At 51.8% G+C, this 16,996-nt stretch carries 12 protein-coding genes; 3 read left to right on the top strand and 9 right to left on the bottom strand.

Annotated features, from left to right (window positions below; translation table 11 throughout):
* Positions 1-60: 60 nt before the first annotated feature.
* The gene (locus tag IE054_RS03820) at positions 61-1,506 is read right to left on the bottom strand and encodes a glyceraldehyde-3-phosphate dehydrogenase (RefSeq protein ID WP_189403725.1); all 1,446 of its coding nucleotides are present in this window, start codon (positions 1,504-1,506) and stop codon (positions 61-63) included.
* Between the two features lie 129 nt (positions 1,507-1,635).
* Here IE054_RS03820 and IE054_RS03815 point away from each other — a divergent pair, with 129 nt between their 5' ends.
* Positions 1,636-2,529 (top strand): DUF2989 domain-containing protein, encoded by an 894-nt coding sequence (locus tag IE054_RS03815; protein WP_189403724.1) that lies wholly within the window; start codon positions 1,636-1,638, stop codon positions 2,527-2,529.
* Positions 2,530-2,652: 123 nt separating this feature from the next.
* On the opposite strand, the gene msrB is transcribed toward IE054_RS03815, so the two are convergent.
* The 5 genes from msrB to malQ all read right to left on the bottom strand — a co-directional run bounded on the left by msrB (position 2,653) and on the right by malQ (position 11,266).
* Entirely contained in the window at positions 2,653-3,054 is a 402-nt protein-coding gene (gene msrB, locus IE054_RS03810) for a peptide-methionine (R)-S-oxide reductase MsrB (RefSeq protein ID WP_189403723.1), read from the bottom strand.
* Positions 3,055-3,077: 23 nt separating this feature from the next.
* Complete coding sequence (gene gnd / locus IE054_RS03805; protein ID WP_189403722.1) at positions 3,078-4,628, bottom strand: NADP-dependent phosphogluconate dehydrogenase; 1,551 nt, start codon at positions 4,626-4,628, stop codon at positions 3,078-3,080.
* A gap of 116 nt (positions 4,629-4,744) precedes the next feature.
* Entirely contained in the window at positions 4,745-6,814 is a 2,070-nt protein-coding gene (glgX, locus tag IE054_RS03800) for a glycogen debranching protein GlgX (RefSeq protein ID WP_189403801.1), read from the bottom strand.
* Positions 6,815-6,840: 26 nt separating this feature from the next.
* A complete protein-coding gene (gene glgB, locus IE054_RS03795) occupies positions 6,841-9,015 on the bottom strand; it encodes a 1,4-alpha-glucan branching protein GlgB (RefSeq protein WP_189403721.1) in 2,175 nt (724 codons plus the stop codon).
* Positions 9,016-9,064: 49 nt separating this feature from the next.
* The gene (malQ, locus tag IE054_RS03790) at positions 9,065-11,266 is read right to left on the bottom strand and encodes a 4-alpha-glucanotransferase (protein ID WP_189403720.1); all 2,202 of its coding nucleotides are present in this window, start codon (positions 11,264-11,266) and stop codon (positions 9,065-9,067) included.
* A 229-nt stretch (positions 11,267-11,495) separates the two neighbouring features.
* Here malQ and gap point away from each other — a divergent pair, with 229 nt between their 5' ends.
* Together gap and IE054_RS03780 are read left to right on the top strand one after the other, a co-directional pair.
* Positions 11,496-12,491, top strand: coding sequence for a type I glyceraldehyde-3-phosphate dehydrogenase (gene gap, locus IE054_RS03785; RefSeq protein WP_189403719.1), 996 nt, complete (start codon positions 11,496-11,498; stop codon positions 12,489-12,491).
* A gap of 120 nt (positions 12,492-12,611) precedes the next feature.
* The gene (locus IE054_RS03780) at positions 12,612-13,466 is read left to right on the top strand and encodes a D-hexose-6-phosphate mutarotase (RefSeq protein ID WP_189403718.1); all 855 of its coding nucleotides are present in this window, start codon (positions 12,612-12,614) and stop codon (positions 13,464-13,466) included.
* A 92-nt stretch (positions 13,467-13,558) separates the two neighbouring features.
* Here the strand turns inward: IE054_RS03780 and IE054_RS03775 are convergent, their stop codons facing one another.
* Genes IE054_RS03775 through edd form a run of 3 tightly spaced genes read right to left on the bottom strand, consistent with a single transcriptional unit; the run spans position 13,559 to position 16,988 of the window.
* Complete coding sequence (locus IE054_RS03775) at positions 13,559-14,206, bottom strand: bifunctional 4-hydroxy-2-oxoglutarate aldolase/2-dehydro-3-deoxy-phosphogluconate aldolase (protein ID WP_189403717.1); 648 nt, start codon at positions 14,204-14,206, stop codon at positions 13,559-13,561.
* A 3-nt stretch (positions 14,207-14,209) separates the two neighbouring features.
* Positions 14,210-15,163, bottom strand: coding sequence for a glucokinase (locus IE054_RS03770; protein ID WP_189403716.1), 954 nt, complete (start codon positions 15,161-15,163; stop codon positions 14,210-14,212).
* Positions 15,156-16,988 carry a phosphogluconate dehydratase gene (gene edd / locus IE054_RS03765; RefSeq protein WP_189403715.1) on the bottom strand — a complete coding sequence of 611 codons (1,833 nt, stop codon included), beginning with the start codon at positions 16,986-16,988 and terminating at the stop codon, positions 15,156-15,158. Before edd ends, IE054_RS03770 begins: the two co-directional genes overlap by 8 nt.
* Between the last annotated feature and the right edge of the window lie 8 nt (positions 16,989-16,996).

The following is a 16,996-nucleotide window of genomic DNA, read 5'->3' as shown; positions in this document are numbered from 1 at the left end:
TAACAGGTATAAAAAAACCGGCACGTCGCAGACGGTGCCGGTTTCAGTGTCGCTTCGCAGTTAAGCTGGCAGCGACGGGAATGTCAGTCCAGCCATATCGCGCACGCAGCGCATTACCTGGCAACTGTAACCAAATTCATTGTCATACCAGACATACAATGTCAGACGGTTTTCTGACACGATGGTTGCCTGTGAATCAACGATTGCGGCGGCCCGGGAGCCTACTAAATCCGTTGAGACAATCTCCTTACTGCCCGTGTAATCAATCTGGTGCTGAAGCGCAGAGAACAGCGCAGTGTTATGCAAAAACTCATTAATTGCCACTTTGTCCGTGTCTTTGTCCAGCGTCAGGTTAAGAATAGCCAGCGACACATTGGGTGTGGGCACACGAATCGCATTACCCGTCAGTTTACCAGACAGTTTAGGGTATGCCTTGGCCACCGCTTTGGCTGCACCTGTTTCAGTAATAACCATGTTCAGTGGTGCACTACGGCCGCGCCGGTCAGCCTTGTGGTAGTTATCAATCAGGTTCTGGTCGTTGGTATAGGAATGCACCGTTTCAACGTGTCCACTGCTGATGCCAAACTCTTCGTCCAGCGCTTTGAGTACGGGAGTAATGGCGTTGGTGGTACAACTGGCCGCCGACAGAATTTTATCCTCGGCCTTGATCGCGTCATGATTAACACCGTGCACGATATTTTTGATGCTGCCTTTACCCGGTGCTGTCAGAATAGCTTTCGCGGTACCTTTCGCTTTAAGGTGCAGGCCCAGTCCATCTTCATCGCGCCACTTGCCGGTGTTATCCACTACAATGGCGTTATCAATACCGTACTGGGTATAGTCAATCTGATCAGGGCTGTCTGCATAGATAACCTGAATATAGGACCCGTTCGCTTTAATCGCATTACGTTCTTCGTCAATGGTGATGCTGCCATTAAATGGGCCGTGTACAGAGTCGCGGCGCAGCAGGCTGGCACGTTTCTCCAGATCGCCTTCGCGGCCGCCACGCACGACAATGGCGCGCAGGCGCAGTTTGTTACTTTTGCCCTGGCGTTCAATCAGCAGACGGGCAAGTAACCGTCCGATACGGCCAAAACCATACAGCACCACGTCCTGCGGTTGCTGTTCATCGTCTTTATCAATCACATCGCCAAGTTTGCTGTGCAGATAGGCCTGTAAATCGTCCTTATCGACGGCCGAACCATAGTGGAAATCGAACGCCAGTTTACCAATATCAATTTCGGCAGGCGCCAGTTGCATAGCACTCAGGGCATGTAAAATAGGATAACTCTCACGCAGACGCAGTTTGACGCCTTCATGCAGACGCACTTTGCGGTGCGCTTTAATGACATCAATGGCACTGGCATTTAACAATGGACGGCCGTAAACAGAAATCTCGACCGCGTGATTGCGGTACAGTTTACCAATCAGCGGTAACATCATTTCTGCGTATTCCTGGCGCTCCTGCCAGCTACTTTGTAATTCCTGCTCAAACTGTTGATTCATGCTCTCGCCTTCTCATGGAAAAATTTAACCAATGACTGCACACGCAAACGCGATACTATAGGGTACATTATGAATGTGTGAATCCAGCGCTGCGCACCAGCGAGCGTTAGTGTAAGTAAAGAGACTGGGATGACCAAATTGTTGATAAATTTCAAAAACGTGGCGCACAATGGACGAAAGCGACAATTTTTTCGTAAGTTTTCCACACTTTCAGTCGCTGTCCGTAGTTTGCCGTTTAGTCTGTTACTGCTCACAGGCTGTGACAACCTGTTTGAACCCACGGTCGCAGAAATTTGTAAGGACGATCCTGCCCTGTGCAGCGATCTCAATCAGGATGGCTGGTGTCGCTCGGAAAAGGCAACCATCATACGGCTGCGCCATACCCATAAGGATGACAAATCAGAGCAGTACAAATACCCACTGATGCTGGCGTTTGAGGATTATCTGGCCTGTGTAGACAAGGCGTCAGGCATTGAGCACATAAAGTACCGCGACAAAGAGGCGACCCGTCTCAAAGGCGTACTGACCGCACAGAAAGAGCTGAAACGCTTGTCCCGGGAAACTCGCCATGCTGCCGACCCTTATCTCTCCTACTATCACTGGTCTCGCCATGGTAATAAAGAGGCGCTTGAACGTTTCCGACAGTATATGCGCAGCCATGACGTGCAGGATCCGGCACTGCTGGTGTTTCGGGCAGAAGAAGAAGTAAAGCGGGATCTGCAGCGGACCACTGCCATTTTGTACGAGGCATTATCGCTTTACGAAACTGCCGACGCCGTGGATATGGAAATTTATCATTCCCTGGTTTCCATTGCCCTTGAGCAGGAAAACTACCGGCTCGCGTATGTCTGGCTGAAAGTCACAGAATATTACGATGACGAAGCTCTGACCGACTCCAAAACCCTTATGGCTGCGCGTACCGAGCTTCCTTTCGACGTCCTTGACGCAGTCGCTGATGAGATTATCTCAGCGATTAATGGCGGTGACTTTAACGCTGATGAACTGCAGCTTGCCCGGCTCTGACAGTCGGTCTGTAATAAATTTTCATGCCACAAAGTAAAAATCCGTGCTGCCCGGCACGGATTTTACTATTTCGAATCGCAACATGGTTATTTTTTAACCATTAGATAAGGTACTTTTCAGCTGTCAGCCTTCCACTTTATCGCCCTGTTGCGGCTCAAATGTCATTGATACCGAGTTCACACAATAACGCTGTCCCGTCGGTTTCGGTCCATCTGGAAACACATGACCTAAGTGCGCGTCGCACTGTTTACAGAATATCTCAATGCGGCGCATCATCAGGCTGTCATCATCGCGGTAACCCACGTTATCACTGTCAGCCTGCTTATAAAAAGACGGCCAGCCGCAGCCTGCATCGAACTTGGCATCCGCAGGAAACAACGGCGCGCTGCAACACTTACACAGGTACATGCCATCGCGCGTCTCATCCAGCAGTGCACCGCTGAAAGGCCGCTCTGTGCCTGCTTCCCGACACACCCGGTATTCCTCATCGCTTAGTTTTTCACGCCAGTTTTGTTGCTGGGTCATACTACCCTCATTACCCGGTTGAATTACCGTTTGATAGCGGTTTGCGGGCGGGCAGGATCACTCCATTCTAGGTGATACTTCTTGCCAGCAGGTTTATCCACCCGCTGATAGGTATGCGCACCGAAATAGTCGCGCTGTCCCTGCAGCAGGTTCGCAGGCAACACCGCCGTGCGATAGGAGTCGTAATAACTCAGCGCCGACATCATAGCCGGACATGGCACCCCGGCAAGCGTCGCCTGGGCAATGGATTCACGCCAGTCAGCCTGATAACGGGTGATCTGCTCAGCAAAGAACGGATCGATGAGCAGGTTGGTCAGCTCTTCGTCTTTCTCATAAGCCTGTGAAATCGACTGCAAAAAGACCGCACGAATAATACAGCCGGCCCGCCAGATTTTGGCAATCTCGCCAAAATCCAGATCCCAGCCATGTTCCTTACCGGCCATGGCCATTAACTGAAAGCCCTGCGCATAGGCACAGATTTTAGAGCAGTACAGTGCCTCTTCCAGTTTGTGGATTAGTTCGGCTTTTTCTTCATCGCTGTAGTTTTTAGCGCTTGGACCACTGAGGGTTTCACTGGCTGCCATGCGTTCGTCTTTGAGACTGGAAAGACTGCGCGCAAAAACGGCCGAGGCAATGGTCTGAGCCGGGCTGCCGACTTGCAGAGCGCTAACCGCGGTCCACAGACCGGTGCCTTTTTGCCCCGCTTTGTCGAGGATCACATCGACCAGCGGCGTGTGTGTTTCAGGGTCAAGCTGCTCAAGTACCTCAGCACTGATTTCCATCAGATAGCTATTGAGTTTGCCGTCATTCCAGCGGCGAAAGACTTCGGCTATTTCTGCCGGTGCCATGTGCAGCGCGTTACGCATAACATGGTATGTTTCGCAGATAAGCTGCATGTCAGCGTACTCGATCCCATTGTGTACCATTTTGACATAGTGACCCGCACCAACCGGACCAATATAGGTGGCACAGGGCTCCCCTTCAGTGATGGGTTCCCCTGGCGTATGCGAAGTGATGGGCTTACCGGTTTCAGGATCGACTTTAGCTGCAATGGCCGTTAGCACAGGTTCAATACGTGTCCAGGCATACGGATTCCCGGAGGGCATGAGCGACGGACCAAAGCGGGCGCCCACTTCACCACCGGATACTGCGGTAGAGAAGAAAATGAACTTGCCTTTGTACTGCTCTTCACGTGCCACCGAATCCGTCCACAGGCTGTTACCGGTATCCACTACGATATCGTCGGCCTGAATACCGGCATCAATAAGATGATTGCAGACGTGATCAACCGGGTCGCCGGCAGGAACAGACAGAAAAATGAGGTGAGGCGCTTTAAGTTTACTGAGTAATTCTGTGTAGGAACTACAGCCTTCTACGCGGGGGGCGGTACCATCAGCGCGTTCAGACGCATCTTTACTGCGAATGGCTTCAACCTTTTGCTGATCAAGGTCAAAACAGGCAACACGGTAACCGTGGTCCACCAGGTTCATGGTGAGATTGTTGCCCATAACGCCAAGACCAATAAACCCGATATCGCATTCTGCTGACTGCGCTTTTCCACCTTCATTTTGCATAGAGACACCCTCTTGTTTCAGATGGGTGCGCATCATACCACCCGCGTTACGAGGATGCGAACAATACCCGACTCCTGCACAGTGTTTCTTTCCCGGGCTGTAAAGCGTTTAGCACGCTACGGCTGTTTACGCTGATGGGCATAACTGAACAGTGCGACTGACTTCCCGGCCTGTAAAAATATCTGCTGAATACAAATCAGAGGTTGATCAGCCACAGAGGCGTAGCGGGTATCCAGCTCCAGAGTCCAGCCGCCGCGGGGGGTGAGTACCGGCATATTAAAACGTACATCATTGTCACTGGCGTTGACACACAAAAACCAGTGTTCAGGATTGTCTGACGCCTGTGCACAGCCGCGAATTTCAACACCAAAGGCCTGATTGTGCTGCGTCTGCCAGTCTTCCGACGCCTTGTTTGAGCCATCCGGCTTAAACCACTGAATACTTGCCACATTGCGGCTCACTGTAAAGTGATCATCATCCAGTCTTAGCTCGCTGAACAGATTGCTGCGTCTGCGCAGAGTAATTACATGCCGGCAAAAGTCCAGAAAGTCCTGCTGGCGTTTATTCAGTTCCCACTGGTACCAGTTAATCTCATTGTCCTGGCAATACGCGTTGTTGTTGCCGTCCTGGGTTTTACTGAGTTCATCGCCACCAAGAAAATGCGGCGTGCCCTGCGACAGCATCAGGGTGGTTACCATGTTACGCTTTTGTCGCTCACGCAGAGAGAGTATCCGGGAATCGCGGGTTTCGCCTTCCTCGCCGTAGTTGGCGGAAATATTATGGCCATGGCCATCTTCGTTATCTTCGCCATTGGCATGATTGTGGCGCTCTGCATAACTCACCAGATCATGTAACGTAAAGCCGTCATGGTAAGTAATATGGTTCACTGAAGCGGTGATGCGACGGGCCCCTTTGTGAAAAATATCCCGTGAGCCCATCAGACGCGTGGCAAAATCAGCGGTGAGCCCTTCATCGCCGCGCCAGAACGCCCTGACCGTATCGCGGAACTGATCATTGACCTCCAGCCAGCCAGTCGGAAAGCCGCCTAACTGATAGCCATCAGGCCCAATGTCCCAGGGCTCGGCGATAAGTACCGCGGCCTGCAGCATTGGGTCCTGGTGAATGGCACGCAATAATCCGGCGGACGCTCTGAACATGCGAGGATCACGCCCCAGACACACCGCCAGATCGAAACGGAAGCCATCCACACCGATGACGGAATACCAGAAGCGCAACGCGTCCATGATCAGCGTTGTCATCGCAGGGTGAGCAGTGTCAATAGTATTGCCGCAACCTGAATGATTCGCATAAACAAGCTCGCCACTGGAGGCCTGCTCCATCATGTAGGCCTGAAGCGGACACATACCTTTAAACGAGAGCACCGGACCGCCTTTGCCACCTTCGGCTGTATGGTTGAACACCACATCCACAATCACCTCAAGCCCGGCATCATGGTAGGCGTCGACCATGGCTTTTATTTCGCCCAGTGCATCTTTTATTGCATAGCGGGGTTCCGGCGCAAAGAAATTCACCGGGTTATAACCCCAATAATTGGTCATCCCTTTTCCCACGATATAGGGCTCAGGCATAAATGACGCCATTGGCATGAACTGCACCGAAGTCACCCCCAGCGACACCAGGTGTGCAATAACCGAGGGGTGCGCCGCCCCCAGGTATGTGCCCTGCTCGTCTTCTGGCACCTCCGGGTGTCGCCTGGTTAACCCTTTGACATGCGTTTCGTATATCACCCGCTGGTTATCTTCCAGTGCCGGCCCTTTGCGGGCTGGCGGATAAGCAAGTGGATCAACCACCACGCTTTTGGCAATCATAAACTGAGAGTCGTGCTGATACTGGCGCGCGTCCCACTGCTGAGGACGTGATAGTTTGCGGGCATACGGATCGATAAGCAGCTTATTGGACGGCGCTTCATTGAGCTGCACCTCCTTACGCTCGACCCGGTAACCATATAGCTGCCCGGCAGCCACTGGCTCAATATGGCCATGCCAGATATCCCCGGATCGTTCCGGCAACAGTAATTCGGCTACCGGCTCTTCCGTGTCCGAATTAAATAAGCAGAGCAGCACGGCCCGGGCATCCGGACAGTAGACTGCGAAATTACAGCCTGCGTGTGTCAGGGTCGCGCCCAATGGATAGGCAACGCCCGCAGAAACAGACAGGGATTCCATACTTGTGTGCGTGTCCACACATGCTCCTACTCATAAACAATAAACAGCGTCGACAGCGGCGGCAATGCCAGTTCTATCGAACAGGGCTGATGATTCCAGGGCTCCTGACTTGCCTGCATGCGTTCGCGAACCGGATACTGGCTGCCCCAATATACCCCGTCGTCGGTATTCAGTGCCAGCGTATATTCACCGGCGTCTTCTACGCCAAGCCGAAAATGTTCGCGGGGAATGGGGGTAAAGTTACTCACCACATACACTTTTTGCATGTGCTTGCGGCCTTTACGCACGAATGACACCACGCTCTGCCCCGCATTTTCATGGTCAATCCAGGCAAAGCCATTGTGATCATGGTCGCCCTCGTGAAGCGCAGGCATTGACTGATAAAGCTTATTCAGGTCGCGGTAGAGTGTCTGCAGCCCCTTGTGTTTGTCATACTCAAGCAACTCCCACTGCAACTGACCATCGTGGTCCCACTCTTTACTCTGGCCCAGTTCGTTCCCCATAAAATTCAGCTTTTTACCAGGGTGCCCATACATAAAGCCTGCATAACAACGATGATTTGCCGCCTGTTGCCACTCGTCACCGGGCATTTTACCAATCAGGCTGCCCTTTCCATGCACAACTTCGTCGTGGGAAATGGGTAACACAAAGTTTTCATCAAAAGCGTAAACCATACTGAAGGTGATATCACCGTGATGATAGCGGCGATAGGCCGGGTCTTTGGAAATGAAATGCAGAGAGTCATGCATCCAGCCCATATTCCATTTAAAGCCGAAACCCAGGCCGCCGTCATAAACCGGGCGGGACACTTTTGGAAAGGAAGTAGACTCTTCGGCAATTGTCATGGCCCCCGGATAATGGCGATACACTTCCTCATTCAGCCAACGCAACAGACTGATGGCCTCATAGTTTTCGTTACCGCCATCGACGTTGGGGATCCACTCTCCTTCGTTACGCGAGTAATCCAGATACAGCATAGAGGCCACGGCATCGACACGCAGCCCGTCGATATGGAATTTGTCCAGCCAGTACAGGGCATTCGCCACCAGAAACTGACGCACCGTATCTTTACCAAAATCGTAAATGCAGGAATTCCAGTCGGGGTGCCAGCCACGGCGCGGATCGGCATACTCATACACATGACTGCCATCAAACCGGGCCAGCCCGTGTCCGTCTTCAGGAAAATGCGCGGGTACCCAGTCGATAACCACACCAATGTCAGCCTGATGGCAGGCATCGACAAAAAATTTAAAGTCATCCGGGTTACCAAAGCGACTGGTCGGGGCAAACATCCCCACTGGCTGGTAGCCCCAGGAGCCGTCAAACGGGTATTCCGATACGGGCAGGCACTCTATGTGCGTATAACCCATATCTTTTACATAAGGGATAAGTGCATCGGCCAGTTCCCGATAACTCAGGTAGCGCTTATTCTCGCTGTCATCGGGACGTCGCCAGGAGCCAAGATGAACTTCGTAAAAACTCATCGGCGCACTGTATTTATCCTTGTTACGTGCACTCATCCAGGCGTCATCGTTCCATTCGTACTGCTGATGGTCGAATATGACGGACGCATGCGACGGGTATTGCTCTGCATAAAACCCAATGGGATCGGCTTTATGCGGCAGCGCATTTCCCTGCCCATCCTTTATTTCGTATTTATAACGCTGACCCACTGCCAGCTCAGGAATAATCAGTACCCAGTAACCCAGCTCTGTTTTCTGCATAGGATGGCGACGGCCATCCCATTGATTAAAATCACCAATCACAGACACAGAAGAGGCATTCGGCGCATAGACCGCAAAGCGGATAGCATCGACCCGATTATCACCAAATGGCACAGAGACCGTTTGTGCCCCTGCCTGCCGGTACAGGTTAGCGGGCTCATGATCTATAAAGTGCACAGCATGAAAGGCATCGTCCTGGTACTGATAGGGATCGATACGCGTGAACGTGCCGTCTGCGGTAGTGATCTCCAGCAAGTACTGATCGCCCGGTGGCATGCTGATAGTGGCACTAAAAATGCCATCCAGGCTATTTGCCTCCAGCGCGTAAGCCTTATTACCCGAAGCGAAACGCACACTGATGTTAATCGCGCCGGGCACATAAGCAGTCACCTTCACGCCTTTATTGTGTGGCGTTACGCCAAGGTACGAGAAAGGGTGAGCGCATGTGGCCGATGCCAGTTGCTGGTAGTCTTGCATGAAGTACTCCTGACCTGCGCCCGCCAGAAGCGGGCGTCATTATACTGTGTTATTCGCTGGCGCGCTTGCGCGCCTCTGTCAGTGCCTGCGCCAGTGACTGAATATCCGGATCATCGAATATACCTGACAAGTCCCGCGACAATTTTCGTCGCCAGTTGGGGTACTCATCAAACGTACCGGGGATATTTACCGGTTTATCCATCTGTAGCCAGTCTTCCAGCTGCAAGCTTAGCAGCGCACTGGAGCCACCGGCCATATGTTTTTGCAGGCCAAAGTTAAGCGCCTGTGTCATGCCGGTTTGATTTACGTCGCGCCCGACATGGTCATCGACAGAGCCATGACCATGCAGGGAATCCAGAATAGCCTGCTTATTGTCGTGGCGGTCCTGATACAATTGCGCAAGAATTTCGTCAGTCGGGTATAAACCGAGTTCTTTGCCCAACTCCAGATCAAGACAGTGCCAGTAGCCAATTAAGGTTGGCATATCGTGGGTTGTCAAGGTGGACATGGATTGCACCGGGTAGTGGCTGGGTGAGAAAAAGCCACCGTCTTCGGCCTGTTCAAAGAAGAATACACGGTAAGAGTAAACCCCGTTATCCGCCAGTTTGCTGCGGATTTCCTCAGGCACGGTACCAAGGTCTTCACCAATCACCAGACTTTGATGACGATGACTTTCTAATGCCAGAATCGCCAGCAAATCATCGACCGGGTAGTACACATAACCGCCGTCTCTTGCATGATCACCTTTGACCACCCACCACAGACGTAACAACGCCATGACATGATCAATGCGCAATGCCCCGGAGCCTGCCATGTTTGATGAAAACAAATCGATGATTGGCTGGTACGCCTGCTCATACAGTTTGTGCGGGTCCATCGGCGGCAGTCCCCAGTTCTGGCCTAACGGACCAAGAATATCGGGCGGCGCGCCAACACTGGCACCGGTGCAGTACAAGTCTTTGTTACCCCAGATCTCGGCACTACCCTCACTGACACCCACAGCAAGGTCACGATACAACCCAATGGTCATTCCGCATTCATCGGCGATAGCACTGGCGTGCTTAAGTTGTTGCGCGGCAATCCACTGCAGGAACAGATAAAATTTAATGTGCCGTGCGTGTTTTTTCTTAAATTTAGCCACAGCGTCGGTATGAAAATCTTTGACGTCATCCGGAAATACTGGCCAGCCCCAGAACGGCTTACCCTGATCTTTCAGGGTTTCCTGCAGCGCATCATAGGTTGCCAGCATATCAAGACTTTCACCGCCTTCTTTAACAAACGCTCTGAACGCGCGGTTTTGCTTGCTGTTTTTCGACAGGTAACGCGCATTGTATACCTCAAACACTGCCTTTAGTGCCTCAAGCTTGACCGCAGCAACCGCCTCATAATCGATGTATTCTACATTTCTGGCATGCTGTAGCCGCGCTTTGAACTGTTCAGAACTGACAACCTGTTGCACACTGTCTTCAGCAAAGCCTTCAATCGCCGTGACATCAATATACAGGTAGTTTAGCCAGCGCCGGGATGATGGCCCATAAGGTGAGCAGGCGTCCGGATTGGCCGGGAACAGTGCATGAATAGGATTCAGGCCAATATAGTCGGCGCCGGTGGCCGCGGCCTGCCGTACCAGGTTGCCCAGATCTGTGAAGTCACCTATGCCCCAGTTCTGCTGGCTGCGCACACAGTAAAGCTGCACGCTGAGGCCCCATACTTTTTTGCCGTTGGCAATCACGTCAGGGGCATGACAGCGCTGCGGGGCAATAATAACCCGCATGCTGGCCAGCTCGTCATCGTTATCACAGGCTCGCAACCGGATTGTATGATAACCAAGCGGAAGTGGTACGGTTAACGCCACCAGATATTCCTGAAACTCTACATCATCAATTTGCGCCGCCCTGACAAGCTCTGCATCCACCGGCACAAACGATACCGACTGGCTCTCGCTCTGTTCAATCTCAATATCAAAACGGTATTCATCGTTGACCAGTTCTATCGGTAAACGCACAGCGATTGATATTGCGTCATCATCACGATGTACCTGAACAGGATTTAACGGCGTGGCCCAGATCTTTTTTGCCTCCGCAATCATATGATCCTGTACAGATTGCTCGTCAGACGTATCGTAACCAAGCACCTCAAGGAGCTTAGCTTTACTTTCGTCTGCGATCGTCGCTGGTTTACCCCATGCGTCCACATAATGGGTTTCGATGCCTCGCATCTCTACCAATTGTTGCAGAAGTTGTTGTGTCATTTGGAAGTGTTCCTGTGTCTTGATGGATGCACGTTAAATAACGTTGTTCAATCCGCGTACATACAATTTTTTAACATTATTGTAGAAGAGCGTGGTTGGGGAAACTGAATACGTTTGCATAACCCGCTGTTTTGTAATTTTGCAACATTTATACGTTTTACTTTGCTTAGTATGCCATTTTGATCCATACTTTACGTAATTTATTTTCATTTTCTATTCGAGGTATGTCATGACAACACGCATCGGTATTAACGGTTTCGGACGTATTGGTCGCCTGGTAATGCGCGCAGCCGCAACCCGTGACGACATCGAAGTCGTTGCAATTAACGATTTGCTCGACACCGACTACATTGCTTATTTGCTTAAGTATGACTCAACTCACGGTATTTTCGATGGTGAGATAACGGTTGATAACAATAATCTTGTCGTCAACGGCAAAACCATTCGGGTTACATCAGAAAAAGATCCTGCCGCACTGAAGTGGGGTGAGGTTGATGTGGATGTTGTGGTTGAATCCACCGGCCTGTTCCTGACCAAAGACAAAGCGGCGGCGCATATTGAAGCCGGCGCCAAAAAAGTGGTGATGTCTGCGCCGTCCAAAGATGACACCCCTATGTTCGTTATGGGCGTTAACCATGACAGCTATAAGGGTGAAGAGATTGTGTCGAACGCATCCTGTACCACTAACTGTCTGGCACCACTGGCAAAAGTACTGAACGACCAGTTTGGCATTGTCGACGGCCTGATGACAACGGTTCATGCTACGACGGCGACACAGAAAACCGTAGACGGTCCGTCTATGAAAGACTGGCGCGGTGGTCGCGGCGCAGGACAAAACATTATTCCATCCTCGACCGGTGCGGCTAAAGCAGTGGGTAAAGTTATCCCGTCACTGGATGGCAAGCTTACCGGTATGGCCTTTCGGGTTCCGACACCAAACGTGTCTGTGGTCGATCTGACCGTAAACCTGGCCAAGCCAACCAGCTACGATGACATTTGCGCAGCGATGAAAGCAGCATCTGAGGGTGAGCTGAAAGGCATCGTGGGCTATACCGAAGATGCAGTCGTTTCCAATGATTTCATTGGTGACGTGCAAACGTCAATTTTTGATGCCACTGCCGGCATCGCACTGACCGACACCTTTGTTAAGCTGGTCGCCTGGTACGATAACGAGTGGGGCTATTCAAACAAGGTTCTGGATCTGGTTGCCCATATTAACAAGTAACAATTGCAGCGACTTGCAGTAATTGTCTTCTAAACAGTAAAAAACAGGTGCGATTTTTATCGCACCTTTTTTGTTTTGGGTGCACAATGTCGATAGTGTAATTCGACACAGGGAGGAAGAATGACACTCGCCAGTGGTATTACCCTTGATGACACATCAGGGATTTCATTTATAGAGGTCGACAACGACCATGCTACCGCGCGCATCAGCCTGTACGGCGGCCATGTGGTGTCTTTTATTCCTAAATCTGATAATACCGAAAGATTATGGCTAAGTCCGCATGCGCACATGGATGGCAAAAAGCCTATTCGCGGTGGTGTGCCGGTGTGCTGGCCATGGTTTAGTGACGATCACGGACGAGATAAAGGTGCCCTGCCCTCGCATGGCTTCCTGCGTAGTCAGATGTGGAAAATCGCACAGAGCGAAGCGTCGCCCGAAGGCACACGCATCGTTCTGTGCCCCGCATTTACCCGTGCCGATGGCTTTGAACACGACAGTGACGTGCAACTTACCGTGACCGTAGGGCGCAGCCTGACTATCTCGCTGACGACCACCAATACAGGTGTCGCGCCGTTCACGTTTAATGCCGCTCTGCACAGTTATTTTTACGTGCCTGACATTCATCATACCAGCATTACTGGTATTGAAAGCGACTATACCGACAAAAATGATAACTGGGCTGTGAAGCCCGCTCCCTCGCCGTATCTGATTGAAGGTGAAGTCGACCGCATTCACAGTGGCAGTGATAAAACAGTAACGGTCAATATCGACGCGTCGCCCTTTACAGCTGTGCATCACGCGAACAATGACTCGGTGGTTGTCTGGACGCCCTGGCAGGGTGCTGCCTCAATCACGGATATGGATGCGTTTGGTTTTGTGCATATGATCTGTATTGAAACCGCCGTCACCAAAGGACATACATTGGCCGCTGGTGCGTCACACAGCCTCACACAAACCATTGAGCCATTGCACTAGAAAAGGGCTTATCAGCCCTTTTCCGGCCTGTAAACAGACATAAAAAAGCCGTGGTCAGTATTCACTGCCACGGCTTTTCTCATCTGAGCTGACTATGAGCGCGTTGCACCCGCTACCGCATCTTTCGCTAATTGCGTGATTTTATCCCAGTCTTCGTTCTTAACTGCGTCATCTGGTGCAACCCAGGAGCCGCCTACACAGCATACATTCGGCAGTGCAAGGTAGGCCTGATAGTTGTCTGGACCAATGCCTCCTGTTGGACAGAAACGAATGTCCGGGAACGGGCCACTGATTGATTTAATGGCTTTCACACCGCCCGACGCTTCCGCAGGGAAAAACTTCATATACGTGTAGCCTGCATCTTTACCTTTCATCAGGTCAGACGTAGAGGAAATACCCGGAATAAGCGGGATTTCGCTGTCACGGCCAGCAATCAGCAAATCTGCGGTCATACCCGGACTAATTGCAAACTTTGCACCGGCCTGCGCCACTTCTTTTAACTGCTGAGCATTAGTAACAGTGCCCGCACCCACCAGTGCATCGGGGACCTGCTGGGCAATTTCGCGTATCACATCCATCGCTGCCGGTGTACGCAGGGTCACTTCCAACACCCGGATCCCGCCGGCCATTAATGCCTTAGCAAGAGGAACAGCGTGCGCTACGTCATGAATAACCAGCACAGGGACGACTGGGCCGGCATCAAAAATCTCCGCTGGGGATACATTCCATTTCATTGTCATAAACTAGCTCGCTGTCTGTTGTTGAAGATAAGCTGCCGCACCTAACAACCCATGGTCAGGCTCAGCGATAAGATAAGTTGGTATGTCTTTCACGTAATGCTTCATCTGACCCTTGGCTTCAAACCGGGCGCGGAAATCGCTGTTACGTAAAAACTCAGGAAAACGGCTGGCAATACCACCGCCGATAAAGACGCCGCCAGTGGTTGCCGCATTAAGCGCAATGTTGCCGGCAAAGCTGCCCATGATCCGGCAAAATTGCGTCAGTGTAGAGGTGCAGATATCACAGCTGCCGTCCAGCGCAGCTTCTGTCACCTGCGCCGGGTCGTCAAACTCGGCGGTCTTCTGGTAATGGGCAGTCAGTGCCCGGTAGATATTCATTATCCCACGGCCAGACATGACTTCTTCTGCAGATGCTCGGCCAAAATTATTCTGCAGATAGCGCCAGATAACCACGTCGGTCTCGTCTACGGGGGCAAAATCAATATGGCCACCCTCGCCGTCGATGGTCACCCACTCAGACTCAACACAGGTAATGTGCTCTACACCTAACCCAGTGCCCGGGCCGAATACTGCTTTATTGCCCGTTTCTTTTGCCGTGCCTTCTCCTATCTGAATGACCTGCTCGCTGCTTAATACCGGCAGCGAATGTGCCACTGCCGTAAAATCATTAATGACAAACAGGTTATCCAGTTTCAGCTGACTTTTTAATGCAGCCTGAGAAAATGCCCAGCTGTGATTGGTCATTACAACCTGATCGCCCAGCACTGGGCAGGCAATCGCGATACAGCCACTGACAAACGTCGTAGACGGCATATCTTTAAAATACTCCAGGATCGCCAGATCGATACTGGCGAAATCCTTACACATGTATTTTTTAATATCAGCTACGCCGGACTCCGTCACCCGGGACAGCCGTATATTGGTGCCGCCGACATCTGCGACGAACTTATCAGTCATATGCCTGCTCCTGGGTGTAGAACAGTGAACATGCTCCCTCTTCGGCACCGGTCAGAATTGCACGCATCCCGGCAAACATCTCACGGCCCATGCCCTGATGGTGATGCTCAATGTCGGCCTCGCGGGGGACCCGGGCTTCCAGTTCCTGTTCATCTACGCACAGCGTCAGTGAGTTTGTTTCGGTGTTTAGTTCGATCATATCGCCTTCCTGGACTTTCGCCAGCAGGCCACCGTTATACGCTTCCGGGGTCACGTGGATGGCAGCCGGCACTTTACCGGAGGCGCCGGACATACGTCCGTCAGTAACCAGCGCGACGTTGTAGCCACGGTCTTGCAGCACACCAAGCGGTGGCGTAAGACGGTGCAACTCTGGCATACCAATGGCAGAAGGTCCCTGGAAGCGCACAACGACAACACAGTCGCGATCAAGCTTGCCAGCTTTAAATGCGTCATCCAGCTCAAACTGATCTTCAAACACCACGGCCGGCGCTTTGATATGAATGTGTGGTGTGCGCAGCGCAGACGTCTTAATCACCGAGCGCCCCAGGTTTCCGTTAAGCACACTTAAGCCACCATCTGGTTTAAACGGCGTTGAAACCGGTGCCAGCACTTCTTTATCCAGCGATTCGGTCGCCCCGTCTCTCCACACCAGTTCACCGTCATCCAGCATCGGCTCTTTGGTATACTTGTCGAGTCCGTCCCCGACAATGGTTTTAACATCGTTGTGCAGTAAACCTGCGTCCAGTAGTTGCTTAATAAGTAATGCCATGCCGCCAGCAGCAGTGAAATGGTTGATGTCTGCCGAGCCATTTGGATAAATGCGGGTCAGCAGCGGCACTGCATTTGAAATCTCTGAGAAATCGTCCCAGTTAATGATGTAGCCGGCCGATCGTGCAACGGCAATCAGGTGCATCGTATGGTTTGTCGAGCCCCCTGTTGCCAGCAAGCCCACAAGCCCGTTCACCAGTGCCTTGGCATCAATTACTTCACCAATTGGCGTGTATTCTGTGCCCAGATCGGTCAGGCGCGTCGCCTGTACAGCAGCAGCGCGCGTTAAGGCTTCCCGCAGCGGCGTGTCCGGATTAACAAAGGAAGCGCCTGGCAGATGGAGCCCCATCATTTCAACAACCAGCTGGTTCGAGTTGGCAGTGCCATAGAATGTACAGGTGCCCGGCGAATGGTAAGACTCAGATTCGGCATCAAGTAATTCTTTGCGGCCAACTTTCCCTTCGGCGTAGGCCTGACGAACCCGTGCTTTTTCCTTATTTGGTAAGCCAGATGGCATTGGACCGGCAGGGACAAATATGGTCGGCAGATGGCCAAAGCTGAGTGAACCCATCAGTAGTCCCGGTACGATCTTGTCGCAAATACCCATCATCAGCGCCGAGTCGAACATATTGTGAGACAGTGCCACGGCTGAAGCCAGTGCAATTGTATCGCGGCTCATCAGACTTAAGTCCATACCGGTCTGACCTTGCGTAACACCGTCACACATCGCCGGTACACCACCGGCAAACTGAGCAACACTGCCAACCTGCTTGACCGCATCTTTAATGATTTCCGGGTAATTGTGGTACGGCTGGTGCGCTGACAACATGTCGTTATACGAGGAAACAATGGCCACATTGGCTTTGGTCATTGAGCGCAGGTCTGACTTTTCTGCTGAGCCACAGGCAGCAAAACCGTGTGCCAGGTTGCCACAGGATAGTACACCGCGGTGCGGCCCTTCACGGCGTGCCTTGTTGATTTTATCAAGGTACTCCTGGCGGGTCTTCTTACTGCGTTCGATTATTCGTTGCGTTACATCGTCTAACTGTGAATTCATTACGTTCT

This window comes from Alteromonas halophila (genome assembly GCF_014651815.1).
GTDB lineage: Bacteria > Pseudomonadota > Gammaproteobacteria > Enterobacterales > Alteromonadaceae > Alteromonas > Alteromonas halophila.
The sequence above is the reverse complement of the archived record's forward strand: the minus strand, read 5'-3'. Positions and strand labels throughout refer to the sequence as shown.